This window comes from Alienimonas californiensis (assembly GCF_007743815.1).
Taxonomy (GTDB): domain Bacteria; phylum Planctomycetota; class Planctomycetia; order Planctomycetales; family Planctomycetaceae; genus Alienimonas; species Alienimonas californiensis.
Genome location: NZ_CP036265.1, coordinates 4,607,306 through 4,633,654, shown reverse-complemented (window position 1 = coordinate 4,633,654; position 26,349 = coordinate 4,607,306). Strand labels below are relative to the sequence as shown.

The 26,349-nt window shown below is 72.4% G+C and carries 15 protein-coding genes; 6 read left to right on the top strand and 9 right to left on the bottom strand.

All coding sequences use genetic code 11. The features are described from left to right. The first annotated feature begins 9 nt into the window (after nt 1–9). Nucleotides 10–1,209 carry a bifunctional diaminohydroxyphosphoribosylaminopyrimidine deaminase/5-amino-6-(5-phosphoribosylamino)uracil reductase RibD gene (gene ribD, locus CA12_RS18370; protein WP_207622038.1) on the top strand — a complete coding sequence of 400 codons (1,200 nt, stop codon included), beginning with the start codon at nt 10–12 and terminating at the stop codon, nt 1,207–1,209. A 103-nt stretch (nt 1,210–1,312) separates the two neighbouring features. On the opposite strand, the gene CA12_RS18365 is transcribed toward ribD, so the two are convergent. Further along, nucleotides 1,313–2,806, bottom strand: a complete 1,494-nt coding sequence (locus tag CA12_RS18365; protein ID WP_145360456.1) for a hypothetical protein — start codon at nt 2,804–2,806, stop codon at nt 1,313–1,315. A 28-nt stretch (nt 2,807–2,834) separates the two neighbouring features. Here CA12_RS18365 and CA12_RS18360 point away from each other — a divergent pair, with 28 nt between their 5' ends. From CA12_RS18360 to CA12_RS18350, 3 genes are all read left to right on the top strand, one after another. Then, nucleotides 2,835–4,178, top strand: coding sequence for a metal-dependent hydrolase (locus tag CA12_RS18360; protein ID WP_145360454.1), 1,344 nt, complete (start codon nt 2,835–2,837; stop codon nt 4,176–4,178). Nucleotides 4,179–4,334: 156 nt separating this feature from the next. Beyond that, the gene (locus CA12_RS18355; protein WP_145360452.1) at nt 4,335–5,702 is read left to right on the top strand and encodes a DUF2254 domain-containing protein; all 1,368 of its coding nucleotides are present in this window, start codon (nt 4,335–4,337) and stop codon (nt 5,700–5,702) included. Between the two features lie 29 nt (nt 5,703–5,731). After that, nucleotides 5,732–7,066 (top strand): metal-dependent hydrolase, encoded by a 1,335-nt coding sequence (locus CA12_RS18350; RefSeq protein WP_145360450.1) that lies wholly within the window; start codon nt 5,732–5,734, stop codon nt 7,064–7,066. 39 nt (nt 7,067–7,105) lie between these two features. Here CA12_RS18350 and CA12_RS18345 read toward each other — a convergent pair whose 3' ends face one another. From CA12_RS18345 to CA12_RS22245, 3 genes are all read right to left on the bottom strand, one after another. Further along, nucleotides 7,106–8,137 carry a sugar phosphate isomerase/epimerase family protein gene (locus CA12_RS18345; protein WP_145360448.1) on the bottom strand — a complete coding sequence of 344 codons (1,032 nt, stop codon included), beginning with the start codon at nt 8,135–8,137 and terminating at the stop codon, nt 7,106–7,108. A 119-nt stretch (nt 8,138–8,256) separates the two neighbouring features. Then, entirely contained in the window at nt 8,257–12,957 is a 4,701-nt protein-coding gene (locus tag CA12_RS18340) for an outer membrane protein assembly factor BamB family protein (RefSeq protein ID WP_145360446.1), read from the bottom strand. Nucleotides 12,958–13,061: 104 nt separating this feature from the next. Then, the gene (locus CA12_RS22245; protein ID WP_165700853.1) at nt 13,062–14,648 is read right to left on the bottom strand and encodes a hypothetical protein; all 1,587 of its coding nucleotides are present in this window, start codon (nt 14,646–14,648) and stop codon (nt 13,062–13,064) included. 185 nt (nt 14,649–14,833) lie between these two features. Between CA12_RS22245 and CA12_RS18330 the strand changes: the two genes are divergently transcribed. Further along, the gene (locus CA12_RS18330) at nt 14,834–15,802 is read left to right on the top strand and encodes a phosphoribosylaminoimidazolesuccinocarboxamide synthase (RefSeq protein WP_145360444.1); all 969 of its coding nucleotides are present in this window, start codon (nt 14,834–14,836) and stop codon (nt 15,800–15,802) included. Nucleotides 15,803–15,930: 128 nt separating this feature from the next. Next, on the top strand, nt 15,931–18,318 hold the full coding sequence (locus tag CA12_RS18325) for a hypothetical protein (protein WP_145360442.1): 2,388 nt from the start codon (nt 15,931–15,933) through the stop codon (nt 18,316–18,318). A gap of 57 nt (nt 18,319–18,375) precedes the next feature. On the opposite strand, the gene CA12_RS18320 is transcribed toward CA12_RS18325, so the two are convergent. The 5 genes from CA12_RS18320 to CA12_RS18295 form a co-directional block, all read right to left on the bottom strand. Beyond that, nucleotides 18,376–19,434 carry a DUF3500 domain-containing protein gene (locus tag CA12_RS18320; RefSeq protein ID WP_145360441.1) on the bottom strand — a complete coding sequence of 353 codons (1,059 nt, stop codon included), beginning with the start codon at nt 19,432–19,434 and terminating at the stop codon, nt 18,376–18,378. Nucleotides 19,435–19,485: 51 nt separating this feature from the next. Then, nucleotides 19,486–20,193 (bottom strand): leucine-rich repeat domain-containing protein, encoded by a 708-nt coding sequence (locus tag CA12_RS18315; protein ID WP_145360438.1) that lies wholly within the window; start codon nt 20,191–20,193, stop codon nt 19,486–19,488. A gap of 2 nt (nt 20,194–20,195) precedes the next feature. Continuing rightward, nucleotides 20,196–21,134 (bottom strand): hypothetical protein, encoded by a 939-nt coding sequence (locus tag CA12_RS22240; protein ID WP_165700852.1) that lies wholly within the window; start codon nt 21,132–21,134, stop codon nt 20,196–20,198. Nucleotides 21,135–21,219: 85 nt separating this feature from the next. After that, entirely contained in the window at nt 21,220–22,227 is a 1,008-nt protein-coding gene (locus CA12_RS18300) for a hypothetical protein (protein WP_145360434.1), read from the bottom strand. Nucleotides 22,228–22,347: 120 nt separating this feature from the next. Further along, nucleotides 22,348–26,238: a secretin N-terminal domain-containing protein gene (locus CA12_RS18295; RefSeq protein ID WP_145360432.1), complete on the bottom strand. Its 3,891-nt coding sequence runs from the start codon at nt 26,236–26,238 to the stop codon at nt 22,348–22,350. Nucleotides 26,239–26,349: the final 111 nt, after the last annotated feature.

Below are 26,349 nucleotides of genomic sequence, written 5' to 3'. Positions count from 1 at the left end.
GCCGTGTTGATGGAAACCGCCGCCGACCCGTTCCCGTCCGACGACGCCGCGATGGCTCACGCCGTCGCTCTGGCCGAACGGGGGCGGGGTGCGGTCGAGCCGAACCCCTGCGTCGGCGCCGTGCTCACCACGGCGGACCGTCGCCCGATCTCCGACGGCCGGCACGAACGCTACGGCGGCCCGCACGCGGAGCCGAACGCCCTGCAAGCCGCCGGCGAGCGGGCGCGGGGGGCGACGCTGTTCGTCACCCTCGAACCCTGCTCCCACCACGGCAAAACCCCGCCCTGCGCGGACGCCGTGATCGCCGCGGGGGTTGCGCGGGTGGTGATCGGCACGGAGGACCCCGCCCCGCACGTGTCCGGCGGCGGCATCGCCAAGCTGCGGGCGGCGGGGATCGAGGTGAAAGTCGGCGTCTCGGAAGAAGCATGCCGCACGCTGGCGGCGCCGTTCTTCAAATGGCTCGCGACCCGGCGGCCGTGGGTGACGGCGAAGTGGGCGATGACGCTCGACGGGAAGACCGCCGCCACCTCCGGCGATTCCAAGTGGATCAGCTCCGTGCAGAGCCGGGCCCTGGTGCATCGCTGGCGAGGCGAAAGCGGCGCCGTCGTCGTCGGCGCCGGCACCCTGCGGGCGGACGACCCGCACCTCGCCCCCCGCTGCCGCGACTTCGGCCTGTCCGCGGCGCCGCGCGTACCGTGGCGGGTGATCGTCGGGTCGACTGGAACGCTGCCGCCAAACTGCCGCCTGTCCCGCACGCCGGAGGACGGGCCTGTTCTCGTGACCGTACTGGAGGGCGCCGCCGACTCCCCGCTGCCGGATCATGCCGAACGGCTCATCCTGCCCCCGGCGCCGCACGACCCGCGGCAGGTCGACGTGCTTGCCCTGCTGGACGAACTCGCGGCCCGGGACGTGTACCGCGTCTTCCTCGAAGGCGGCGGAACGACGGCGGGATCGTGGTTCGATCAGGGGCAGATCGACGAGGTGCGGGCCTTCGTCGCCCCGAAACTGCTCGGCGGCGCCGCGGCGACCACGCCGCTCGACGGCCGGGGCTTCCCGACCGTGGACGCCGCCCCGGCCCTGTCCGGCTTGCGGGCGGAGCCGGTCGGGGACGACCTCTTACTCACCGCGCTGACGAGCGTCGGCGAATCGCCCGGGACGTGCTGGTTCGACGCCGCCCGCGAAGCCGGGCAGCGGTCCGCGCAACACTAACCCGAAGCGTCAGCGAGGGCGTCGGCCGCTCAGAGCGAACGGCCTTCGCTGACGCTTCGGGTTGGTGATCCGAAGGCGTGGCCGCCTTCGCTCACCCGGCGTCCTACTGGACGAGATACTGTTTGTAGTGCTCGCCCAGAGCCTCCCAGGTCAGGCCGGTGAGGCGGTCGAGCGAACGGACTTGCTCCGGCCGGACGGTCGGGTTGTAGAGGTCTTCCAGATGCAGCGTCAGCGCCGGTCGCAGGGCGCCGCCGCCGGCGTGCAGGAAGAAGTGCGTTAGGCCGCTGGCCTGGCTGTAGCATTTGTGGATGTCCGGAGCCGTCTGGAAGGCGACGCGGCCGCGGGCGTCGAACTCTGCCAGTGGGACGAAGAACTGCTGATCGATCCAGCGGGCCCGGGCGTTCACGAACCGCACATAGCGGGGCGAACCGGCCGTCATCGTCACGCCGTCATCGCGGAAGCTCTCCATGTAGCAGCCGATGCCCTCGACCGCCCAGTAGTGGGCGTCCTCCCCGACCAGCCGAAACTGTGGCGTGCACTCGTAGAACAGCTGGTGCGTCGCCTCGTGGAACAGCGTCCGCGGATCGGCGTTGGGGCCGTTCTCGTAAAACGAGGCGATCCGGCTGCGATGGTCGTAGAACCCGTTGGTCATTTCGATCTGCGGCACCTGTTTGATCAGGGCGAGGTTGTATTCCGCCCGCTCGCGGTAGAGGTGCACGTGGTACTTGCCGCCCGCCCCGCCGATGTTCTGGTAGCTCGGAAAGCGGCCGACGGAGACGAACCGTTGCCGCAGGTCCTCCGGGCCGAGGCCGAAGCCGGGGAAGGTCGCTCGGAAGAAGGCGTGGAAGCGTTCGAGTTGCCGGGCGATCTCCGCCCCGCGTTCGAGACTGACGTTCGTCCGCACCTGGTAATGCTCCGTCTCCACTTCCCAGCCGGTGGCGAAGTCGGACCGCACCAAGGCCTCGCGATCCGCGTCGACCCAACGGCCGTCGAGGAGCCGTTCGCCGGCTTCGAGGCGCTCGACGTGCAGTTTGGGGGTCCAGCCGAAGGTCTTGTGATCGACCCGACCGACGCGGGCCTGGCCCTGCTCCCACGGCGTGAGCCATTCGTCGCCGACGCGCTTCTGCCCCAGCGCCCGCCGGGCCTCCACGTGATCGGGGTCGGCGGCGAGAATCTCCCAGACCAGCCCCATCGCCAGATTCGCGGCGCCCGGCTCTTCGGCCCCGCGGGTCCCTGCCCGCTTGGCGAGCAGGAACGCCTCCTGGCCGAAGCCCTGCCCGGCCCGGCGGACGGCGCGCCGCAGAGCGGTCTCCTCCGATCGATCCACCGGTGGCAGTTCCGGCCGCACGGTCCGCGGCGGCGGGGTCACGGAGAGGGTTTGCGGGTCCGGCGGGGCCGCTTGAAGTCGCAGCTCCGCGGCGAACTCCGCCAACCCGGCGGCGTCGGCCCGGCCGGCGAACGTCGTCAGTTCGGCTCGGTACGCCTCCCGCAAGGGCTCGACGGCGGCGCCCACGTCCGCGACGCCGCCGCCGGGGGCGGGGGCCGCGACGATCAGCAGCAGCGCCGCCGGGAGCAGCACGGAACGGGCGGACGGCACGGCAATCTCCGGAGCGGCGGGAACGTTGATGTTAGAACCGACCCCCGCCGCGGTGAAGACGACCCGGACCAATCCCGCTACCGGGAGCCGGCGTCGGGACCCACACTGCCCGGCGATGGACAACCTCGCCCACGCCCTCGCCGGCGCCCTGATCGCCCGCAGCTTGCCCCGCCGCTGGGCCGGCGGCGTGCCGGAGGAGGACCCCGCCTTCGACCCCGACCGCCCCCGCCCCGGCATCTGGCTGACTTGGTCCGGCGTGATCGCGGCGAACCTGCCGGACTTCGAGGCGCTGGTGCTCTGGCCGCCGCCGCTGGGGGACAAGGCGGCCTACCTGCTGCATCACCGCGGGTGGAGCCACAGCCTGATCGGCATCGCTGCGGAGGCGGTCGCCTTCACGGCCCTGCTCTGGCTGCTCGCCCGCTGGCGCCGCACGGCCCGCTGGTTCGCCGGCTTCACCCCGCGGCGGGGGTTGGCGGTGGCGGCGCTGGGCGTCGGCTCGCACCTGTTTATGGACTGGTGGAACAGCTACGGCGTGCGGCCGTTCTATCCCTGGGACAGATCGTGGTACTACGGGGACCTCGTGTTCATCGTGGACCCGTGGGTCTGGCTGATCTTGGCTGGGGCGCTGATCTGCGGCACCCGGCGGTTCGGCTGGACGAAGTGGGGCTGGTACGCACTCGCGGCCGCCGCGACGCTGATCGTCGCCGGCGCCTGTTGGCAGGAGCAGTGCCCGTGGTGGGTGTTGGCGGCCTGGGCGACAGGGGTGGTCGAGGTCGGGCTGCTGCGATGGTGGGGGCGGTGGCGGTTCGCCGATCTTTTTGGGTGGGGAACGCTGACGGCCTACCTGGTGACGATGGGGCTCTGGAGTCAGGCGGCGAGGGAAGCCGTCACTCGTGAGACGATCGATCCACATTATATGAACCGCATTCACTCAATCGCCAAGCAGAGCGTTCAGGCCGTTCCCGGGGTGCCGTGGGATCGCGAAGTTCTCAACAGCCACGGTCGCCGCGGTCGAAACAAGCCTGTCGGCCTTCTCGCCGCTGGGGATCGTCGGTTCGATTTTGACGGTGCATCGCTGATCCGCGTGAACGCCATTACGGGAGATCGCGGACCTCTACATCTGTGGGATGCCGGATGGCCTCACAATCAGGCGAGAATTCGGCCGAAGGGTCTGCGACGCGTGGAAGCATGGGCCGCGTTCGCTCGTCATCCCGTTGCACAGTTCCGCGGGAGCAAGGTCATCCTCGGAGATGTTCGCTACGGCGCCGGCGGCGAGGAGGACTGGTCAGCCCTAGAAGTCGAATACGACATCCTGCCGATCTGGGAGTCCGCGCCTCGGCCACTCGAGAATTCCGTCCCACCGATGAATTAATCCGCTCTCCTCAGTTTCGTCTCCTCAGTCGTTCCATTTCCTGAACACGCTGTGGCCCGTTCGCTCGGCGTGTTCGGCGATGTGGTTTCCTCGAGGTGGGCGCTCGTTTCACGCCCGCTACGCTTGCCGGCCCATCCCGACGTCCCGGAGCCGCCGTTGACCCGTCTGATTCACCTCTGGGACGCCTTTCGGACCAGCTTCTGGTTCATCCCCGCCCTGATGGGCGTGGCCGCCGTGCTGCTGGCCTTCGCCCTGCCGGAGATCGATTCCCGGATGGGGCGGGACGTGGCGGAGGAATCCGCGTGGTTGGCAACGACCGTCTCGGCGGGGCAGACGACGGTCTCCACGATCGCCGGGGCCAGCGTGACCGTCACGGGGGTCGTGTTCTCGATCACGATGGTCACCCTCAGCCTGACGACGAATCAGTTCGGCCCGCGCCTGATCCGGGCCTTCATGGCGGATCGCACGGCCCAGATCACGCTGGGGGCGTGGGTCAGCACCAGCCTGTACTGCCTGATCATCCTGCGGCTCATCCGCGGTCTGGAGGGCGGAGCGATCGTCCCGCACATCTCCGTGCTGGCCTCCGTCGTGCTGGCGACAGTCGATCTGGCGATTCTCGTCTACTTCGTGCACCACACCGCGGAGATGGTCCAGCCGTCACACGTCGTCCGGGAGGTCGCGGGGGACCTGGACGACGCCATCGACCGCTTGTTCCCCGAACGCATCGGCACCCCGGGGGCGGAGATCGAACCGGTGGACCGGGCCGCCGCACCCGCGCTCAGCGGCCAGGCCCGCACCGTGACCGTACCGCGGGACGGCTACGTGCAGGGGGTAGACGAGCCCGCGCTGATGCAGATCGCGAAGGACGCCGACGTGACGATCGAACTGCTGCATCGGCCCGGCGACTTCGTCGCCGACGGCCTATCGCTGGCCCGGGTACGGCCGCCGGGCCGCGGCGACGCGGACGAGACCGACCGCCGCATCCGCGAGGCGTTCGTGATCGGGCGGGACCGTACGCCGCGGCAGGACCTCGGTTGCGCCATCGGCGAACTGACCGAGATCGCCGTCCGGGCGCTCTCCCCCGGCGTGAACGATCCGTTCACCGCAGTGCAGTGCATCGACGGCCTCAGCGCGACGTTCGGCCGCCTCGCCGCCCGCGACCGGCCGGACCCGCACCGTTACGACGACGACCAAAACCTTCGCATCGTCGCCCGTCCGATCACCTTCGGCGAGGCGCTGGGCGAAGCCTACGACCCCATCCGCCAATACTGCCGCGGCAGTCTGATGGTGAACGAAACGCTACTGATCGGCCTCGGCCGGATCGCCGCGACGGTCGACCGTCCGGGCGACGCCGACGAACTGTTTCGGCAGGCCGAAATGATCGTCCGCGGCAGCGACGAGGGCCTTAGCGAACCGCGCGACCGGGAACGGATTCGCCGGCGACTCGCGGAAGTGCGAATCGCCCTGTCCCAGTTCGACCCGCCGGCCGACGTGTCGTTCGAGTCACGGACTGCGCCCCGCTAGGCTCGTTCGTCACCTCGGAGACGTCGCCCGTGGACCTGTTCACTCACCTGCTGACCGGTTGGCTGCTGGTGCGCGGCCTGCCGGACCGGTGGCGGGGCGGCGACGGGCGGCTGCGGGCGGTCGGTCTGTGGTTGCCGACCGCGGCGATCCTCGCGGCGCTGCTGCCGGACGTCGTGGAGGTTGCGGTGGGACCGGCCCCGTCCGGCGATCTCGTCCGGTGGCTGTGGACCGAACGCGGGTGGTCGCACGGCCTGTGCGGGGCCGCGGCCTCCGCCGGCGCCCTGTGGATCGCGCTACTGCCGACCGCCCGGGGAGATCGGGGAGCCGGGCATTGGGCGGCGGGGTGGTCGCCGCAGCGCGCCGCGGCGGTCGCCTTCGGCGGGGTCAGCCTGCACCTCGTCTGGGACGCCCTCACCCCGCTGGGCCTGCGGCCGCTGTATCCGTTCTCGTCCAGCCTCTGGGTGCGGAGCGACCTCGTCCTGCCGGGCGACCCGTGGGGGCACCTGATCCTGCTGTCCGGCGTCGGCTTGACGCTGTGGCGGGAAGAGCTGGGCCAGTGGGGGGCTTGGACGATCCTCGCCGCAGTGTCCATCTGGCGGGTCGCCGTGGGCGCCGTGGGCGGATTGCTCATCGGGCCTCCTCCGCAGAGCGTACCGGTCCCGCTCCTCGCTGCGGGCGTCTGGTCGGTGGGAATCATCCACGTCCTCGTCCTGCGGCGGTGGCGTCGCTGGCCCCGGGCGCCGTTGGTCGCGGTCGGTCTGCTCTCCGGCCTTCTCGCGGCCTCGGCAGCGTTCAACGTGGCCGCTGGGGAGTTCGCGTGCGCTGAACTGCGTGCGGAGTTGGAACGCGGTCGCGCCGGCTCGCCGCCGGCGCAGGTCGAGCCCGCGAGCAATCCGCCCGGTTCGGACGCTTTGCCGCCCTGGAACCTCGACGTGCAATGGCTTGCGACTCGTCCCGCCGGACTGCTCCCGTGGGAGCGGGTAACCGCCGTGAGCTACGAGATCCCGCCGGGCGACCTACCGCCGTCCGGGGGCAGGTTCGTGGTGTTGAGCGAGATTCGACTCCAGCGGCGGAGGCCCGGCTGGACGCTCGACCGCGAACTGCGGAACCGTGGAGGATGGTACGCGGGGGACCGGTTGATTGTGCGGGCCGGGCTGAGCGACGACGGTCGGATCCGAGCGTTGCGGGGCTGGTGCCGTTTTCCGCACACGGCGCCTTACCTGTGGGAAGAACGAATGCCGCTCGATGACGGGCCGTTCCTCGAACCGCACCCCGTCCGGAGGAGGCCGATCTTCCGACTGGCCGTGCCTCCGGAACCGGCTGCAGAGTTACGGGCCGAGTGGCAGGCTCTGGAATCGCAGTGACCGCCCCCGCCGTTGTGACGGCGAGGCCGTCGCGAGCCGTTACTGCTCGCTCTTGTCGAAGGCGCTGTCGAACTTCCGGCCGCTGGGTTCGAAGTCGACGTTCTTGCAGAACTGGGCGGCCTCTTTGGCGCCGTGCATCCGGTCCATCCCGCTGTCCTCCCACTCGACGCTCAGCGGGCCGGCGTAGCCGACGTCGTTCAGGGCCCGAATGATTTCTTCGAACCGCACCCCGCCGCGGCCGACGCTGCGGAAGTCCCAGCCGCGGCGGTGGTCCCCGAAGGGCAGGTGCGAGCTGAGGATGCCGCTGCGGCCGTTCAGCGTGACCGAGGCGTCCTTCATGTGGACGTGATAAATGCGATCCGGGAACTCGCGAATGAACTCGGCCGGGTCCACGCCCTGCCAGATCAGGTGGCTGGGGTCGAAGTTGAAGCCGAACTCCTCCCGATGATCGATGGCCTCCAACGCCCGGTGGGCGCTGTAGATGTCGAAGGCGATTTCGGTGGGGTGCACTTCGAGGGCGAACCGCACGCCGCACTCCTGGAACACGTCGAGGATCGGGTTCCACTTCTCGGCGAAGTCCTCGAACCCCTTCTCGATCGTGCCGGGGGCCATCGGCGGGAAGTCGTAGACCAGCGGCCAGATCGAACTGCCGGTGAAGCCGTTGACCACTTCCACGCCCAGTTTGGCGGCGGCCCGAGCCGTGTTCTTCATCTCCTCCGCGGCCCGCTCGTTCACGCCGTCCGGGTCGCCGTCGCCCCACACGTGGTCCGGCAGGATCCCCTTGTGGCGTTCGTCGATCCGGTCGCACACCGCCTGCCCGACGAGGTGGGCGCTGATCGCGAACAGCTGCAGATCGTACCGGCTCAGCAGGTCCCGCTTGCGGGCGCAGTAGGTGTCGTCGGAGAGGGCCTTGTCCACTTCGAAGTGGTCGCCCCAGCAGGCCAGTTCCAGGCCGTCGTAGCCGAAGCCGTCCTCGCCCGTGCCGGAGGAGCCCTGCCCGGCGACCTTGCAGATCTCCTCCAGCTTCATGTCCGCCCACTGGCCGGTGAACAGCGTGACGGGGCGGGCCATGGGAGCGATCCGAATGAGGAAACGGGCGGGCGGCGGGCACGCTAAAGCCGCCCCGCAACCCCGTCAACGAACGGCGGGACGACGGCGAAAGCTCCCGCGGGGGCCCGGGGGGAACGAAGTCAGGAGCCCTCCTCCTTCGGCTCGTCCGGGGTCGCCGGCGTGGTGCGCACCGGGGCCGCGGGCGGCTCGTCGGAGAGGGTGAACTCCAGATCCGCCCCGCGCGTCCGCAGCCGCACGGCCGTCGTCGGGCGAGTTCCGCCGGCGTCCTCCGCAGCGTCGTCGACCCCCTCGCCGCCGCCGCCCGCTTTGGGGTCGACGCCGCCGCTCCAGGGACCCGCCGGATCGATTTCCCAGTTGACGGGCGTGAGCGGCGAGAAGTTCTCCGCCACGAACAGCTCCGCCCCGTTGCGGGCGTCGTAGATCGTCAGCGTGAACCGGCGGCGGTAGCGGGCGGCGTTCTCGTCCGGCGCCGACATCCCCGGCACCGCGAGGAGCGGCAGCCCCGGGGCCTGCCACACGTCGTCCGGCGGCCCCGGCGTCTGCCGCGACCAGACGACCGCTCCGCCCCGCAGCCCGTAGGCCCAGGTCGTGGACTCCGGCCCCTCGCGATCGCCGAACCAGTCCAAGCGACGGTCCAGCCCGAGGTTGCGTCGGTCGGAGAGGAAGACCGTCCAGACGTCCCCGGTCCGTCCGCCCCAGATCTCCGCCGGCGCCGGGCCGGGGCCGAGGTCGGCCGCTTCGATCTCCGCCCCGGTTTCCAAGTCGAGCACGATCGCCCGGCGGTCCAGGGTGACCGCGGTGAGATGCCGGCCGGCGTCGTCGGGATGGAACGCGGTCTTCGGCGGGAAGGTGCGGGACCAGACGACCCGCGGCGGAGCCGGAGCGAGGCCGTCTTCGTCCGGCGGGGCGAGGTCGGTGCAGGCGACCGCGACGCTGCCGGAGCCGTCGTCGTCGGCGGTGCGGGACCAGACCCGCGTGCCCCGCTCCAGCCAGTGGGACCCCATCGGCGGCGCCGGGACCGTGCCGAGGTCGCCGCCGTCGTCCGCCGAGAGCAGCGTCGCCTCCGTGCCCGTCGGCGGCAGCACGATCAGCACTCGATCGTCGCCGATCACACGGGCCTGCGAGGGCAGACCGGTTCGACGCCACAGCGGGCTGGCCGTCAGCGGGTGACGCCCGGCGAGCGTCGAGCCTGATCGCAGCACCAGTTGACGCGGCGTGAGAACCGCCGGGCCGTCGAACCCCGCCCCGCGGGCCATGAAGGCGGCGAAGTCCGGGGGCGAGGAGGCCATCGCGTCGCCGGCGGATTCCTCGTGGAGGGCCGAGCGCCAGAGCGCACGGGGTTCGGTCGGGTCGATCAGGGTGTCCAGCGCCTCGATCCGGTCGCCCAGCCCCACGATCAGCAGGTGGCCGTCCCACAGGGCCCGGGCGCCGCGGCGGGGCGGGCCCCCCGGCAGGATGTGAGCGAACCGCGTGCGGCCGTCGTCCGCCTGCCAATGGAGGTGGGGACCCACGGTGTCTGAGGTCAGGCGGCCGGCGGGCGACCACGGGGGAGCGCCGTTGACCGGGACTTGCTGGGTGGCGGGCACGCGGCCGCGGTCGGACGCCTCCGCGACCTCGATCCGCCGTCCGTCCGTCGGATTCGGCGCCGCGTCGCCCCGCAGGAATCGCGCCGCCAGCGGGTCGCCGGCGGCTTCGTACAGATCGGCGAGCGCCGCGTCCGTGGACGCCGCCCCCGGCCGGGAGGCCGCCCACCGCAGCAACCGGGCGGCGACGAGCGGGGACACGCCCCGTCGCGGTTTCGCCGCTCCCGCCGCCCGCCGCAGCGCCTCGTCCGCCAGATCGACCGCCCCGTCGGGCCGGGGCGCGGCATCCCGCCACGCGGTGGAGGCGCACAGCCGGCCGAACCGCTGGGCGAACGCTTCCAGAGCCGCAATGTCGTCGCCGGCATCGGCGTGGGCGGCGGCGACGTCGGCGACCATCGCCTCCCGTTCCGCAGCGTCCGCCTCGGTGAAGAGGGCGGGCAGCCGACGCCGCGCCCAGGCGTCGGCTCGCGTATCGGGGCGGGAGGAGCCGTCGCCGGTCTGGGCCAGAACGCGGAAGGCTTCGCGGCGGCGGCCGGCGTCGCTCAGTCCGTCGGCGTAAGCCCGGGCCACCTCGCCCACCGGCGGATCGCCCAGCACGCCGGACGCCTCTCGCAGCAGCGGAGCGAAGGCGGCGAAGTCGCGTCGCAGACCGTCGGCGAGGGCCTCAGACAGCCGATCCCGCGCCACCCCGGCCGCAAAGCGGGCGGCGACGCCGGCGCCGCCCTGCGGAGCGGGCGCTTCGGCCGCAGCGATCAGGTCGGAGACCGCGTCCACGTGCCGACCTTCCTGTAGGGCCAGTCCGGCCCGCAACAGCAGCGCCGGCCCGCGGTCGGCACCCTCCGTGGCGAACGCCGCCTCGATGCGTGCGGCCGTTTCCTTCCGGGTGGGGAAGGCGGCGACGCCCTCCGGCGTCTGGCTCAGCAGGCGCCCGCCGGCGGCGATCAGATTGCCGGCGGCACCCGTCGCGGGGAGTCGATTCAGCACCCCGCCGTCCTGCGTCCGCACCGCGGCGAGGGTGTCGTCGGCAAGCGGCACGATCAGCACATCCCCGGTCAGCACGGCGTCGCCCGCCGCGGGCGGCAGCGGAGCGAACCAGCGTTCGGCACCGTCGGCCAGCGCCAGCGCCCGCACGCCGTCGTCGCCGACCAGCAGGGCCGTCAGGCCGTCCTCGCCCTCCACCACGCCGGCGATCTGGCGACCGGTGCCCCGCGGTCGAATCCACAGCGGATCGCCGGTCGCCAGATCGAGGCAGTGCAACTCCTCGGAGTCCCGAGGCGTGAGCAGCGCCCGCCCGGCGGCGACCTTCGGGGGCTGATCGACCCAGCGGGGCAAATCGTCGTCGGAGGAGCCGAACGATCCCCGCCGCGGCGCCGGCGGGCCGTCCTCCACCTCCACCGTCGACTGATAGCGGTAGGTCCAGACAAAACTGCCGGTCAGCGGATCGAGCGCCGCGACGCCGCCGGCCGACGACGGGACGATCCAGAGCCCGGCGGCCGCGGAGACGCCCAGCGCCGCCTCCCGCCACCGCGGCGGTTCGAACAGCGGCAGCGCCGGCACCCCGATCGGCAGGGCCCGCATCACCGTTCCGTCGGCCGGATCGAGCACGAGCAACCGCAGCACCCCGCCGGTCTCCGCGAGCACGGCCAGCCCCTGCGGCGTCGGCAGCGGGGGGCCGCAGAAGAAAGCGCCGTCGGCGCCGTCGTCCGCCCCGACTGCGGCGACGGGATTCACCGACCGATTCGGCCCGCCCAGCGTCCATGCCGTGCGGCCGGTGTGCCGTTCATAGGCGACCAGCCGGTTCGCCCGCGACCGGCGCGCTTGATTAGCCCCGCCGTCGAACCGCGGATCGTAGTCCGGTCGCAGGTCACGTTTGGGCAAATCGAGGTTGCGAACCGCGTACACGTGCCGGTCGTCCGCCGAGAGGGCCCCGGCGGTGGCGTCGCGGTAGGCCCGCTCCTCATAGAGATTCAGCAACCCGGTGACCGCCCGGCCGCTGTCCGGCAGCACGGGTTGTTCCTCCGCCCGGGTGAGGCGGTAGTAGTCGGAATCCGGCAGCAGACCGCTTTTCCAGCGGACCTCCCCGGTCGCGGCGTCGGCCGCGGTGACGCCGGCGGGCGTGGCGTAGACCATCGTCAGCCCCTTCCCGCCCCCGGCCGCGGCGTCGTCGCGCAACGCCAGCGGACGGGACGCGGGCCACAGCGACTCGCCCCGCTTCGCCCGATCCCGGCGCACGCTCGATGCGATGACGGGCCCCGGCCCGTCGGCGCCCGTCGGGGGGATCAGTTCCGTGAGGTTCTCCGTCCAGATCGGCCCCCCCACCGCGTTTACCGGCTCCGGCGCCGGCTCGCCGGGCCGCGCGATTGCCCGCCCCGGCAATCGGCCGACCCAGGGCCACTCCCCCAGCGCCGCGGCCGGCGGGGCGACGACCTGATCCAGCGCCGCCAGCGTTGCGGCGTCGTTGGACACGTCGAGCCCTGCGTCCTGCCCGATCGAGGCGAAGAACAACGCCCGGTCCGCGGGCGGGATCTGGCTCAGCAATGCGGCGGCGGTGGCGGAGTCGCCGGTTCGCTGACAGGCCGCGGCAGCCTTCATCCGCCAGCGGGAACGGTCGTCTGCGTCCGCGGAGCGGGCGATGAGGCCGTCGTACAGCCGGGCGGCCTCCGCATATTCCCCGCGGTCGAGGTGCAGGTCGGCGACGCGAACGGCGGCCTTCCGGCCGGCGGCGGAGCCGGGAAAGCGGGCCGCGACGGTCGCCAGTCCCGCCAGATCGCCCCGGGCGGCGGCCGCCTCGTAGGCGTCTTCGGCGGCGGCCCCGAGTCGCAACTCGACCAGCCGGGCGTCCGCCTTCGCTGCTTCAAGAAGCACGTCCGCGGCTGCGGCCCGGACCGGCGTACCGTCCGGCAGAATGGAATCGTCCGTCGCTCGGGCCGCCAGCGCCGCCAGATCGATCGCCTCGGCGATCCCCCCGTCATTCAGCGCCCGGCGGGCGAGTTCCACCTGCCGGGCCGAAGACCGATCAAGATTGAACATCGGCGTCTCGGCCCGGAACGCGATTGGGGCGTTCGGACCGCGGTCCGATCCGTTCTCCGACTGTGCCGCGTCTTCGATTTGCTCCTGCTCAAAATCCTGTGCCGGGCCGAAGGCCGCGGCGCAGCAGGCAGCACAGAGCGCGGCGAGTAGAACGAACCGGCGCGGATCGCGGGCGGAACCGCGGAGGAACAGGCGTCGGCGAAGCATCGCGGGGGCCATCGGGGATGCGGGCCGGAAGCATACCCGGCCGGCCGGCTGCGGTCCCGGAGCAATCGCTTGATGCCTTCCGGCGCCGGGCGGCCGACGGCGGGTCAGCTGCGGTAGGCTTGGCCCGACCAGGTCGGGGGCTCGCCGAGCTCCTCGGTGTCGTCCATCGTCGGCATATCCAGATGCGTACCGGCGTCCGGATCGACGGCGAACTGCCGGGCGAACTCGGCGAACAACTCCAGCGCCGGGCGCTGGGCGCCGTCGGCGGACAGCAGGCCGCCGCCGTTCAATCGCTCCGGCTTGGCGCCGGGGGCGGAGTCCCGGGCGAGGGCCCATTCCACCTCGACAACCGGGTCGGTGGCGAAGAACAGCGGCAGATGATGGCGGATCCACTCCGCCTGCTTCGTGGGGCTGCCGCCGGAGCGCCAATCGTCCGGCACGACGCCGCTGCTGGGCGGGACGGCGGGGGCCGCCAGCGAGATCCGCAGCGGCACGCCGAGCTTGCTCCACCCGGCCAGCAGGCGTTCGTAGCCGGCCAGCGTCCGGGGCGGCGTGCCGACCTCTTCAAAGCCGACGGCCAACTCTAGCGTGACCCCGTCCAGCCCGACGCCGGCCCGGGAGAGGGCGTCGGCGAACTGCAACGGCGCCAGGCGGTGCTCGCCGCGGGCGAGGTAGTCGCCGAATGGTCGGGCGATTCGCAGGAACAGGCGATTCTCCTCGTCCACGCCGCGGGCCACCTGCACCGTGCGGGCAACCAGGCCGAGCCGGGTCGGTTCGTCCAGTCCCAGCGCCCCGCCGATGTTCGCCGCCCCGCAGACCTCGATGGTCCGCACCCGGCCGGTGATGCGGGCGATGGCGGTCTCCACGAAGTCGGCGCAGAGGCTCTCCAGGTTGCCGGGGGAGCCGCGGTATTCCAGGAGCCAGTCCGGCAGACCGCCCGGGGTGAAATCGAGCAGCGGCCCCACGGCCGGGACGGCGCCGACGGCTTCGCAGCGGTCGAGGGCGGCGTCGAGCACCCGCCAATCCCGTTTCCCGCGGACCGGCTCGATGGACGCCCACCCGGCCGGGATCGCCGCGGTGCGGAACGGGCCGAACAACGCGGAGGGCAACCGCACCTTGGGGTCGGGATTCTCGCCGGCTCGCACCGCCAGCGAGGCCGGCGGGTGGGACGACTGCCGCTTCACCAGCGCCAGCCGGCGATCCGCCCGGGCGGCGGCGACGGCGTCCGCGACGGCACAGGCGGCGGCGATCGATTGCTCCGCGGCGGCGGCGGCCTGCTCCGGCGTGCCCCCCTGCTCCCCGCACGCCCCGCGGACGAACGATCCCCAAGCCCGGCCCAGCGTTTCCAGCACCTTCGCGGTCAACTCGACGTTCGCCCGCCGCGCCGCGGCGACCTGCTCCCGGGCGACGCCCACCAGGCCGCGGGCCAGTTCGACGACCAGGCGGTGCGGCTCCGCGTCGACGGTGTGCTCCGACAGGCTGCACGTCGCGACGACGGGATTGCCGAACCCGGGCACCGGCCACGGACATCGCAGGCGGGCGCTGCCGGATCCGGGGCGATCGACGATCAGCAGGTCGCCCATCCGGGTGACGGTCGCCGGTTCGACGCGTTCCCCCGGGCCCACCACGTGCACCGCCGCCAGCTCCGCTTTTGTGCGAAGCCGGTCCGGCGGGGCGACGATGAACCGCATCTGCCCCATGCGGGCGTTCGAATCGGAGGGCGGGATCCCGGCCGACGTTCGACCGCGGGGCAAGTTTGCGGGACGATCGCGGCGGACGCAATCGGCCTTGGCGCCGCCCCCGTTGCCGACGACCCGCCGCCCCGCTACGGTCCGCGCCACCCCTCCGTCCCGCCGTCCTTCCGCACCGACCTTCGATGACCCGCTCGGCGTTTCGCCGCGACGCCGCCGGAGCCGTGCTTCAGACGGAGTTTCCCGACCTGCCCGTCCTGCGGGGCAAGGTGCGGGACGTCTTCGATCTGACCCCGCTCGCCGGACGGATTCCGGAGTTGGCGGGCTGCCTGCTGGTCTGCGCCTCCGACCGCCTCAGCGCCTTCGATTACGTCCTGCCGACCGGCATCCCCGGCAAGGGACGGGTGCTGACGAGCCTGTCGAACTGGTGGTTCGACTTTCTGAACGTCCCTGATCACCGCACCGGCCGCTCCGTCGACGACCTGCCGCTGGACGGGCTGGCGGACGACGACCGGCGGGAACTGGCCGCCCGAGCGGTGATCGCGCGGCGGTGCGAGATGTTCCCGGTGGAGTGCGTCGCCCGGGGGTACCTGTCGGGCAGCGGGTGGAAGGAGTATCAGGCGAACCGCGCCGTCTGCGGCGTGCCGCTGCCGGCGGGGCTGACGGAGTCCGCCCGCCTGCCCTCCCCGATCTTCACCCCGGCCACCAAGGCCGCCGAGGGGCACGACGAAAACGTCTCGATCGAACGGGCCGCCGAGGCCGTGGGGGTGAAAACCGCGGAGCGACTGCGGGTGCTGACGCTCGCCCTCTACGAAAAGGCGGCCGCCCACGCCGCCGAGTGCGGGTTGATCCTCGCGGACACGAAGTTCGAGTTCGGCGCCCTGCCCGGCGAGACGGACGCGAGCGGCGAACCCGTCCTGCGGCTGTGCGACGAAGCCCTCACGCCGGACAGCTCCCGTTACTGGCCGGCGGAAGGCTACGCCTCCGGCGGGGCGCAGCCCAGTTTCGACAAGCAGTTCGTCCGCGACTGGCTGCTGGCCAGCGACTGGGACCGCAACAGCCCCCCGCCCCCGCTCCCGCCGGAGATCGCGGAGCGCACCGCGGAGAAGTACCGGGCCGCCCACCGCCTGCTGACCGGCGCCGACGCCCCCTGAGCGGCGATCCCCTGCCCAGCGGGGGACGGGTCGCACGGGTGCTGACGGCGGGGATGGACCGCTTCCCCACGGGGGCCGACACTACAGAAGCCCCCGTTCTTCCCGGTCTCCGTCGGAACCGCCCCGTGATGCTCCGCCCGGCCGCCGCCGTTGCCAGTCTCGCGGCCTTGCTGGCGGTCGCCGGTGCCGCCCGAGCCGGTTCGGTGACGACGAAGGACGGCACCGTTCACGTCGGCAGCATCATGCCCGTGCTCGGGTTGACGGACGATCAAATGCTGCCCCCGGCGGGGACCGACCCGGAGAAGCCGAACGCCTTCCGGCCGCTGGAGTTGATCGACACCCTCACCCGCCGCACCTTCGTCGGGCTGAAAAATATCGCGGAGACCGACCCCTCCGAGGATCTTCGCAGCGGCCGGGTGGAGTTCGTGCTCGACGACCGCGATCCGGAACCGGTGCAGGAACTCCTGACGATCGGCAGCGTGGCGAACCTCACGCCGTTCAGCGATCACGGCCGACGGACCGTCACCCTCGCCACGCCCGACGGGAACCTGGACGTGGTGCAGTTCGTCCGCAGCATCTCCGCCGAGGGGCTGGATCTGGCCAGCACGACGCACCTGTGGCGCAGCGGCCTGGACGTCTCCGCGGTGCCGCCGGAGCGGCTGGCGGCGATGATTGCCACGGATATCGACCCGAAGAACCCGGACGACCGCCTCGCCGTGGTGCGGTTCTACACGGAGGCCGGGCTGCTCGAACGGGCCGGCGCCGAACTGGACGCCGTGCGGCGGGACTTCCCGGAACTGTCTCGGGCCGCGGACGCCGCCGCCGAGGGGCTGCGGGGGGCGGTGGGGGCCTCGCTGCTGGGCGACTTGCTGGTCCGCCGGTCCGCGGGCCAGCACGACCTCGTCCGCCGGGCGCTCGCCGCCTTCCCGGATCAGCAGGTCCCCCCCGCGACGGCCCGCCGGGTGGCGGATCTGCGGGCGGAATACGCGGACCTCGACCGCCGCATCGGCCTGGCCCGGGTGCGGTTCGACCTGCTCCACGGGGAGTTGTCCGCCGAGGATCAGGAGCGATACCGGCCCTTCCGCTCCGAAATCGCCGAGTCGATCAACCCGGATACGATCGCGCGGCTGGACCCGTTTCTCCAGTTCGCCGCGGACGACGGCCTGCCGGCCGCGGACCGGCTGGCCCTCGCCTACTCCGGCTGGGCGGCCGGTCCGGGCGGGGCGGACACCGATCCCCGCCGGGCCGCCGGCCTGTGGGAGGCCCGGCGCCTGCTGCGGGAGGCGCTGGTCGCCACCGACGGCTTGCGGGTCGAGGCCCTGCGGGACCAACTGGGCGGCTTGGAGGAGGTCGACGTGCTGGGCGTGCGGTCCATCATTCCCCGCCTGCGGCCGTGGGCGGAGACGGCGACGCCAACGCCCCATGCGAGCGGACTGATCGGCCCGTTCGAGACGACCTGCGACGACCGCTACGGTGCCAGCGGCCTGCCCGGCGGCCCGCCGAAGTACACCGTCGTCCTGCCCCCCGGCTACCACCCGGACCGGCTGTACCCGTCGCTGGTGGTCCTCGGTCCCTACGCCACCGGCGCCGGCGGCGGTGCGGCGTTCTGGGGAGCGAAAAAGAACGGCGAAGCTGTCGTGCCCGGCCCGGCGACGACGCGCGGGATGGTCGTGCTCTCCCTCGATCTGGAAGCGACCACCGGCCGGCCGCCGAACTCCGGCGGCGGTCACCCCTACGGCGACGATCAGTTGCGGGCGGTCGAGGCCGTCGTGGAGGACGCCCGCCGCCGCTTCGCCCTCGATCCGGACCGCTGCTACCTCACCGGGCACTGGAACGGCGGCGACGCCGCGGTCGACGTCGGCTTGGCCCGCCCGGACCTGTTCGCCGCCGTCGCGGCGGTCGGCGGGCGGGTCAAGAAATTCGGCGCCGCCCTGGAGGAGAACGCGGCCCACTGCCCGCTCTACCTCGTCGGCGGGCAGCTCGAACCGTACGGCCCCGTTCGCCGCAGCGACGACGCGGAACGCCTCCGCGACCTGATGAAGGACGGCCACGACGTCACCTACGTCGAATACTTCGGCCGCGGTCGGGAGCTCTATCCCGAAGAGGTGCCCCGCATCCTCGACTGGTTCGCCCGTCACACGCGCACGCCGTTCCCCAAGACGTTCGACGCCCAGGTCCTGCGTCCGGCCGCGGCCCGGAAGTGGTGGGTGGAAGCCGGCCGCCTGCCCTCCTCGGTCCTCACGGCCGGACGCACGCCGGGGCCGGGGCGGGTCAGCACCGTGGCGATCGAGGCGGAGGCTCGCGACGGCAACCTCGTGATCGTCCGCTGCGGGGCCAAGCCGGTCACGGTCTGGTTGAGCCCGGAACTGATCGACTACGCCGCGGAGGCCGACGTCCGCGTCAACGGCAGCCGGGTCCAACGGGGGTTCCTCGCCCCGGAGATCGGCCCGCTGATCGAAGACCTCCGCGACCGCGGGGATCGCACGATGACGTTCACCACGAAGCTGACCTCGTAACAGTCCGAGCCGCCCGCGGCCGCCGTGACCCGTTTCGGCCACGGCGGCACAGGGCGTTTACTCGACGCCGAAGTCGCCGTCCGGGGTGTGGACGACGGCGTGGGCGTGATTCGCCGGGTTGCCGAAGCTGTCCGGCTGGCTGTTCACGAACTCGATCAGCAGGCTCGGTCCGCGGACCCGGTAGGCGTGGCCGACGCCCGGTTCGGTCGCTCCGAGCCAGGCGAACCGCAGTTCCCGCAGGCCGCCGGCCTGCTCCAGCGCGGCGAGCTTCTCCGCCCGTTCGGCCTCGGGCAGCGGGGCGAGGTGCCACAGCACGATCTGCTCCAGGTTTTCGCGCTGCGGCGGGGTCATCTTCACGCCCCGCAGGCCGTCCTGCTCGCTCATCGCCGGCGGCGTCCAGGCGCCCTTACCGGCGCTGCGGATCTCCCGCGGGAGGGCGGGATCCACGTGAGCGACCTTCCGCTGAGCGTCCGTTAGGCTGTCCAGCAGCTTGAAGCCGGCGTCCTCCGCGTCGGAGAGAATGCGGTCGCCCGCTTCCACCCCGGCAACGGCGCCCTTCGGCAGCGTGTCCGGCACGGTCGCTGGGTTCGCTCCGTAGAACAGCGGCGTGGAGGCGATCGCTTCGTTCCCCTTCATCAGAAAGTTCAACGAGAGGTGGTGCCCCTCCACGCTGACGGCCCACGGCTCGCCGGCGTCGTTCGGGCGGCCGAACAGGGTGAAGTAATACTTCAGCGGGTCGCGCTTTACGGGGTCCTTCTCCAGCAGGGCGACGACCGATTCGAGGGTCATCACCTGCTCCGCCCGTTCGTACCCCGTCGCGGAGATCAGCGCGGCCAGCAGCGTCCGGGCCGCCGTGCGTTGCTCGTCGCTCATCTCCTTCAGCGGCAAGCCCTTGCGGGTCGGCTTGGGGATGAAGTGCCAGTCCAGCCGCGAGGGGTCCGCCGGCGGCAGGACCGCCGTCTTCAACTGGTCCGGATCGAGCGTTTGCAGGAAGGCGTCCGCGGCGACGGACGGGGCGGCGGCGCGTTCGTCCTGAGCCCCCACCCCACCGGCCCACACGGCAAAACAAGCCGTGGCGGCGGAAAGAATGACGGCGAGCGGGCGAAGAGTCAGCATGGGAGGGCTCCGGGGATGAAAGACGCTCCCCAGACTACCGAACCCCACGCATCAATGCCCCCCGACGGGATGGGTCAGATCCGCGTGCAGATGCAGGTCCGGCCGCAGTCGGTGCAGTTCCTCCCACCCCTCCCACGTCAGCCGCGACCGGTCCAGGTAGACGGACTCCAAGGCCGGGCCCGCGGCGAGATGCGGCACGGCGGCGTCGGTCAGGGGGGCGTCGATCAGGTGGAGGAATCGGAGCCGCGGCAGGTCGGCCAGCCCCGCCAGATCCTCGTCCCGCACCCCTGGAGCGTGCAGGCGGAGCAGTTCCAGCGACGGTCGGCCCGCCAGCAGCGCCCGGAACCCCGACGAACCCATCGCTGCCGCCGGCAGGTTGAGATGCGTCAGCGGCGGCGTGCCGGCCTCGGCGAAGACATCCGCGGAAACGGGTCCGTCAAAGGTGACCCGCCGTAGGTTGGGAAGCGACGGAAGAACGGAGCGCCACGCAGTGTCGAACGCCTCGCGGTCCGCGGTCTGCGGCACGTCGACGAGCGTGATGCGTTCCACCGCCTCGCCGCCTTTGCCGAGGGCGGACAGATGGTCTGGCCGCAGCCCCTCCGCGCTCAATTCGATCGCGGTACGCTCGCCGCGAGAGCTTTCGTCCAACTGTTCAACCCACGCCCGCGGCGGCGGGGCGGCAGGCGGTTCCTCCTCCCGGTCGCAGCCGGCGAGCGGGATGAGAACCAGACCGGCCAGCCCGAACAAAACGGCCCGCACACTCACGGGTTCAGCACGCGGAGCGGGGCGACGTCGCCGAAGCTGCTGAACAGGGGGGCGTCCGCGGCCGGCGGTTGGGGGGCGGGGGTCGGCGACGGTTCGAGGTCCGCGGCGAAGGACTCCCGCACATCCGTCACGCCGGGTTCGATGCGGGCGAGGGCGGCAGCGAGGCGGCGATCCCCCTCCGGCAGGTCGCCGGAAAGGGTGACGACGCCGGCGTCGTCCGCAGCAGCTCTCAGATTCCGGAAGGCGGGACGGTTGGCGAGGGCCGTCGCCGCGGAGAGCACGGCCGCCCGCCGGGCGAACGTCTCGCTGAGGAAGGCCGACGAGCGAACCGGCACCGGCGTGGCGATGCGGAGCGGCACGGCGATGCCGAGGCGCGGATCGCTGCCGCCGGCGCGGTTGCCGCCGCTGCGGGTCGGTCCCGCGGCGCCGCCGAAGCCGCCGGTCGCCCCGCCGAAGCCCCCGCCGCCGAAGCCGCCGGTCGCCCCGCCGGCGGCACCCAGGGCCTGCTGACCGCCGGCCCCGCCGACGAAGGTGTTCAATCCGGCCCCGCTGCCCAGGAAGGTGCCCGGCGTTTGGGCCTGCAACCCCTGACCGAAGCCGATCACGTTGCCGGTCTGTCCCCCGAGGCCGGTTCCGCCGCCGGCCGCCCCGCCGGTGCGCGTGCCGCCGGTCCCGCCGGTTCCTCCCCCCGCCCCGCTCAAGCCGCCGCCCGAAGCGCCGGCGCCGCCGGTGGGCTGGCCCGTTCCGCCGCCGGCCCCGGAGAGGGAACCGCCGCCGCCGGCGCCGGAACCGAAGCCCGATCCGGCCCCTGCCCCGCCGCTGGTGGACCCGTAGCCCCCCTGTTGCCGACTGCCGCCGCCCGATCCGCCAACCTGTGCCAGGGCGGGAGCGGCGACGAACGCCAGGGCGGTCAGACTGGCGGCGAGACGGAGCACGGCGGGCGGCCTGCGGGAGAACGGGACGCCCGATTCTATCCGACGCGGCGCCGCGGGGGGTCGGCCGCTCCCGGCGACCGGCGAATCAGCCGCCCGTCAGCGGGTGCGAGGCCGGTTCCTCCGGGTTCGTCCCCGAAGCCTCCGCCGCGGTCCCTTCCGCGGGCGTCAGCGTGAAGCGCCGGGGCGACGCCGACTCGACCACCGTCGGCCGGGCGGCCGCCGGCGGCGTGGCGGATCGCTGCCCCGCCGACGCGGGGGCGAACGCGGAGGCCGCGGAGCGTTCAGAGAGGGCCTGACGCCGTTTCGCATTGGCGAGGGCGTCCTCGAACCGGGCCCGCATCTCCGGGTTCAACCCGTCGGTCGCGGTCGCCGCGGCCGTCTGGACCCCGCCGGACGGGTCCTCGGCGGAGGCCGGCACCACGCCGGAGGCGCTCGCCGGCGGACCCACGGTCTTCACGACCGCCACCGGGCGAATCGTTTCGGTCCGCAGTCCGTGCCGGTTCGCCACCACCTCCGCGGAGGCGCCGGTCCGTCGGGAGGTGCCGGCATCGTCCAGGCAGCAGGACTCCATCGCGGAGAACACCGGCCGACCCGTGGTGCCGTCCTCGTACTCCGGGACGAACTGGATCCGCAATCCGCAGCGAATCTTCCGCGGGTCGGGGCTGAGGTACGGCAGGAACACCTCGTAGCCGACGCCGAGGTTGGAATGAGCCAAGTGCGTCTCCCAGGCGTCCGGCGGGAGGTCGTACTGATGGATCAGGACGTCGGATTCGCCCGTCTGGTCGTAGAGGCTGACGCGGACGGCCCCGCGGCCGGCCATCGGTTCGTCGCCGCGGGAGGCGGCGGGGAACAGGAGAATCTTGCCCGCGAACCCACGGACCGGGCGGCCGTTCGGCCCGGTGTCCTCCGCCGGTTGCCAGAATCCGGCGACCTGCGCGACGGGGTTCTGCTTCGTCGCCCGCGTCAGACCGCGTTCGGGCTGCCCGGGCATCCAGCTCGGCAGCGCTTCCGCCACAGGGACGGTGAGCGTCGAACATCCGCTCAGCACGACGCCGAGCAGGGCGGCCACAGGCAGTGTGAGGGGGCGGAGCACGGGGCGTCTGAATCCGAAGAACGGGCGGGAGCCGAACGGCGAGGGCTGCGGAGAGCCCCCGCCACGGGACCGGTCAGGTCCCTCGGCGGTTCAGGGCAGGACGACGGCAGGACATGCGGTTCAGGGCATGAAGGGGTCGTACGCCGCCGGCGGAGCCGGCTCCGGCCCGTGCGGGGCGCCCGGCATCGTCGGCACCGGGCAGAACTCCCCGTCGAGGCCGCCCGGCGACGGCGCCGGCAGGCTCGGGCGACGAATCGCGGAGGGCGGGACGATCGCTCCGCCCTCGAAGGCGGCGCCGGGCGGCAGGTCCAGCGGCGGGCCGAACAGACCCGGGTGGTAGCCGCCCTGCCCCGGCGAGGGCGCCACGCCGAACAGCGGGCCGTGGATCGCTTCGGCCTCGTGCTCCAGGAAGTGCAGCCGGTCCGTCTCGACCTGCTTGTGCAGTTCGAAGTCGGCGTCGGTGTAGATGATCCGCGGCGTCAGGAAGACCAGCAGCTCGCTGCGGGACGTCACCGTGCTGTCGGTGCGGAACAACTGACCGAGGAACGGGATGTCGCCCAGGTAGGGCACCTTCCGCTCGTCGACGGCCTCGGAGTCCACGATGATCCCGCCGATCACCACCGTCTGGCCGTTGGGCACGGAGGCGAACGTGTCCGTGATCGTCACGTTCTTGATCGGGGAGGTAATCACCGCCCCGGTCGCCACGTCGGTGAAGATGGGCACGCCGGCGAGGTCGAAGTTGCTCCGCTCGACGCCGATCTGCATGAACACGGTGCCGTCCGGGCTGATGCGGGGCGTGACCTGCAGGATCAGGCCGCTCTGCTGCCGGGTGACGGTGGGGATCGTGGAGTTCGCCGTGATGCTCACGCCGTCCACCACGGGAACCTCCTGCCCGACCTGGATGCGGGCGAGTTGCTGATCCAGCACGGTCACCTGCGGGCGGGACAGCACGTGCACCGACCGCTTGGCCGCGAGGGCCCGCAGCAGCACGGAAACGTTCGCGCTGGAGGCGCTCAGCACGAAGCCGCCGAAGCCCAGTTCCGCGTTCGCCCGGCCGAAGCCGAAGTTGTTCAGCCCCTGAATGCCCGTGCTGGCCGGGTTGGCGGCGACGTTGTTGCCGAGGGGGACCGCGGTGTTGTTGAAGTTGAAGCCCGGCGTGGTGCTCTGGGAGATGACCCGTTCCGTGGTGGTCTGCACGCCGTTCGGGGAGGTGATGGTGTCCGCGACGGTCAGCAGGTCCTCGGCGGCGGTGATGCCGCGGTCGAACAGCACGCTGTCCTGGAAGCCCAGTTCGACGCCGAACTCGTCGGTATTTTGCAGGTCCACCTCGACCAGCAGCACCTGGATGGCGACCTGCGGGGGGGCCTCGTCGATCTCCTTGATGAGCCGCAGGATTTCCTCGCGGCTGCGGTCGGAGGCGAAGATCAGCAGACGGTTGGAGGAGGTCTCCGGGATGATGACGGTGTCCCGCTCGATCAGTTCGCCCTGGGCCAGGAAGCCGGGCACCTGCGTGAGCAGCGTCCGCCGACCGACGATCAGGTCCGACAGGGCTTGGGCGACGCCGATCGCGGGGGTGTTGAGCAGCTTGACGCTGAAGAACCGCTGCCGGTTGCGGTTCTCGCTGTCCAGCCGCAGCAGGACGGCTTCGACGATGGCCAGGGCGTCGGTCCCGCCGATCGCCAGCACCGTCTGGGTGCGGTTGTCGGCGCTGAATCGCAGCGGCACCAGGGCGGAGCCGGCGTCCGTCGTGCCTTCCAGCGTGACCCCGGCCGGAGCGTCCGTGCCGGCGCCGCCGCCGGTTGCGGAGGCGTCGAACAGTTCGCGGAGGATCTCGACGGCGGTCTCGGCGTCGGCATTTTCCAGGGTGAACACCTTCACGTCCGCCCGGGCGCCGCTGGGGGCGTCCAACGCGGCGACGAGCGCGATCAGCAGCGGCATCGTTTTCTCCGGTGCCGTCAGGATCAGCCGGTTGCCGGTCGGATCGGGCGCGACGGTGACGTCCGCCAGCAGTCCGCTGCGGCCGACCTCGCCGGTCGCGGTGACGTACTCCACGATCACGCTGCGGGCGGCCTGCAGGGCCTGCGCGTCCGCCCCGCCGCCGGCGGCCCCGCCGCCCAGCCCGGCGCCCTGTTGGGCCTGCGCCGGGTTGATGACGGCCCGAATCGCCAGATTGATCGTGTCCGCCAGCGCCTCGGCGGTGGCGAACTCCAAAGCGACGATCTCCATTCGGCTGACCAGCCCGCTTTCGCCGCGGTCCAGGTCCCGCACCAGCTTGCGGACCTCCGCCAGACCGTTCGGCTCGGCGTTGACCACGAGGCTGTTCGTCCGCACGTCCGCAAACAGGCGGACCTGTGGGAACAGGCCCTCACGCTCCGCGTAGAACGCTTCGATGGCCTCGGCGACCTGCGGAGCGAGGGCGTGTTGAAGGCGGAAAACCTCCAGCTGCGTCCCGGCGGGCACCGGCTGGTCGAGTTGCGTGGCGAGGGCCTCGACGGCTTCGAGGTCCGGCTCCGAGGCGATCACGATGACGGCGTTCGGCTTGCCGACCGGCAGGATCGTGACGCGGGTCGGGGCCTCTTCGCCGCGGTTGCGCAGGCGGGCCAGTTCGCCGTACACCTCGGTCAGCAGGGCCGACAGCGGCACGCTGTCGACGTGACGGAGGAAGAGCAGTTGGATTTGCGGCTGAAGGCCGGCGGAGAGCTGTTCGAGCTGATTGATGACCCGCGCGACCGCGGCCACGTCGTCCCGGTTGCCGCGGATGATCAGCACGCCGGTATTGCCGAATTCCTCCACCTGCACGTCGCTGCGGACGTTGTCGAGGATCCGTTGCAGTTCGCCGGTATCGGCGACCCCCGGACCGGCGCCGGCGGGCGGGGCGGCGTCCCCCGGGTTCGCGGGCGGCTGGGCGGCGGCGGCATTCCCGGCGGGAGCGGCGGCGTCCGGGGCCTGCCCCTCCTGACGCCGGAACCGGGCGAGCGTGGCGAGGACCGGCCGCAGCTGGCGGCTGACGGCGACCGTCTCCGGCCCGCCGGCGACGACCGTCATCCCCTGCCCGTCCTTCGGCCCGCGATCGATCGCGGTCAGGACGGACGCGATCTGCTCCGCCCGGGCGCCGGGGGCGGTCACGATCAACTCGTCCTTCGTCTCGTCCATCCCGACGCTGTAGACGGGCGTGCCGGTCAGATTCGGGGCGCCGTCTTCCTGGGGGCGGTAGGCGGCGAAGGCGGGGTGGCCCCCGGGGCCGCGGTCGATCAGCTTGGCGTGATCGCCGACGGCCAGCATCAGCGCGCGGGCCACCGCTTTCGCATTGCCGCGGCTGACCCGCACGGTGACGGTGACCGGCGCCGCGGCGTCGGCCGCGGCGGCAACTTCGCCGGCGGTCAGGTCGAACACCGGGGCGGCGCCCGGTTCCATCGGTTCTTCGTGGGCCGCGTTCTGCACCTGTTCGGCGGCGTATTCGGCCGCGGCCTCGCGGGCCGTGCGACCGGCGGGACGCACTTCGCCGTCGCGGTGCGGGATGACGGAGGAGAAGTCCCGGCGCCGTTCCGCCGGTTCCGGCAGCGGCGTCTGAGCAGTCATCGGATCGTGCAGCGGACGCCCCTCGGCGCCGGGGGCGGTCGGGCGGCGGTAGTCCTGCCGCACGCTGCGATCGCTGATCACGATCAGGTTCTTGCCCTGCTCCAGGATGCGGAAGCCGTCCGGCTCCAGCCGCTGGTTCAGCATCTTCACCGCTTCGTCGCGGGTATAGGCGCCGCGGTCGAACCGGCTGAACCGGCCCGGCGGGACGTCCTTCATCACCAGGTTCGAGCCGCTCTCTTCCGCGAGCTTCTGCAGCACGACCGGCCACGGGGAGTTGAAGTGCCGCATCGTCACGGCGGCCTTCGCGGCGGCCGGACGGTCCGCCGCGGGGGCCGGGTCGTCCGCGCGCAGCGGCCCGGCGCCCGCCGTCAACAGGACGGCCGTCGCCCACAGGGCGAGGCGGCAGCGGGAGAGGGGAGCGGGCCGGTCCATCGGCGAACGTCCACGGTCGGCGAAAGGTGGGGGGGAGAGCCGCGGCGACGGGCGTCGCGCAACGTCTTCCGGACAACCGGCAAATCCGGCCGCATCGGCGCTATCGGCAAA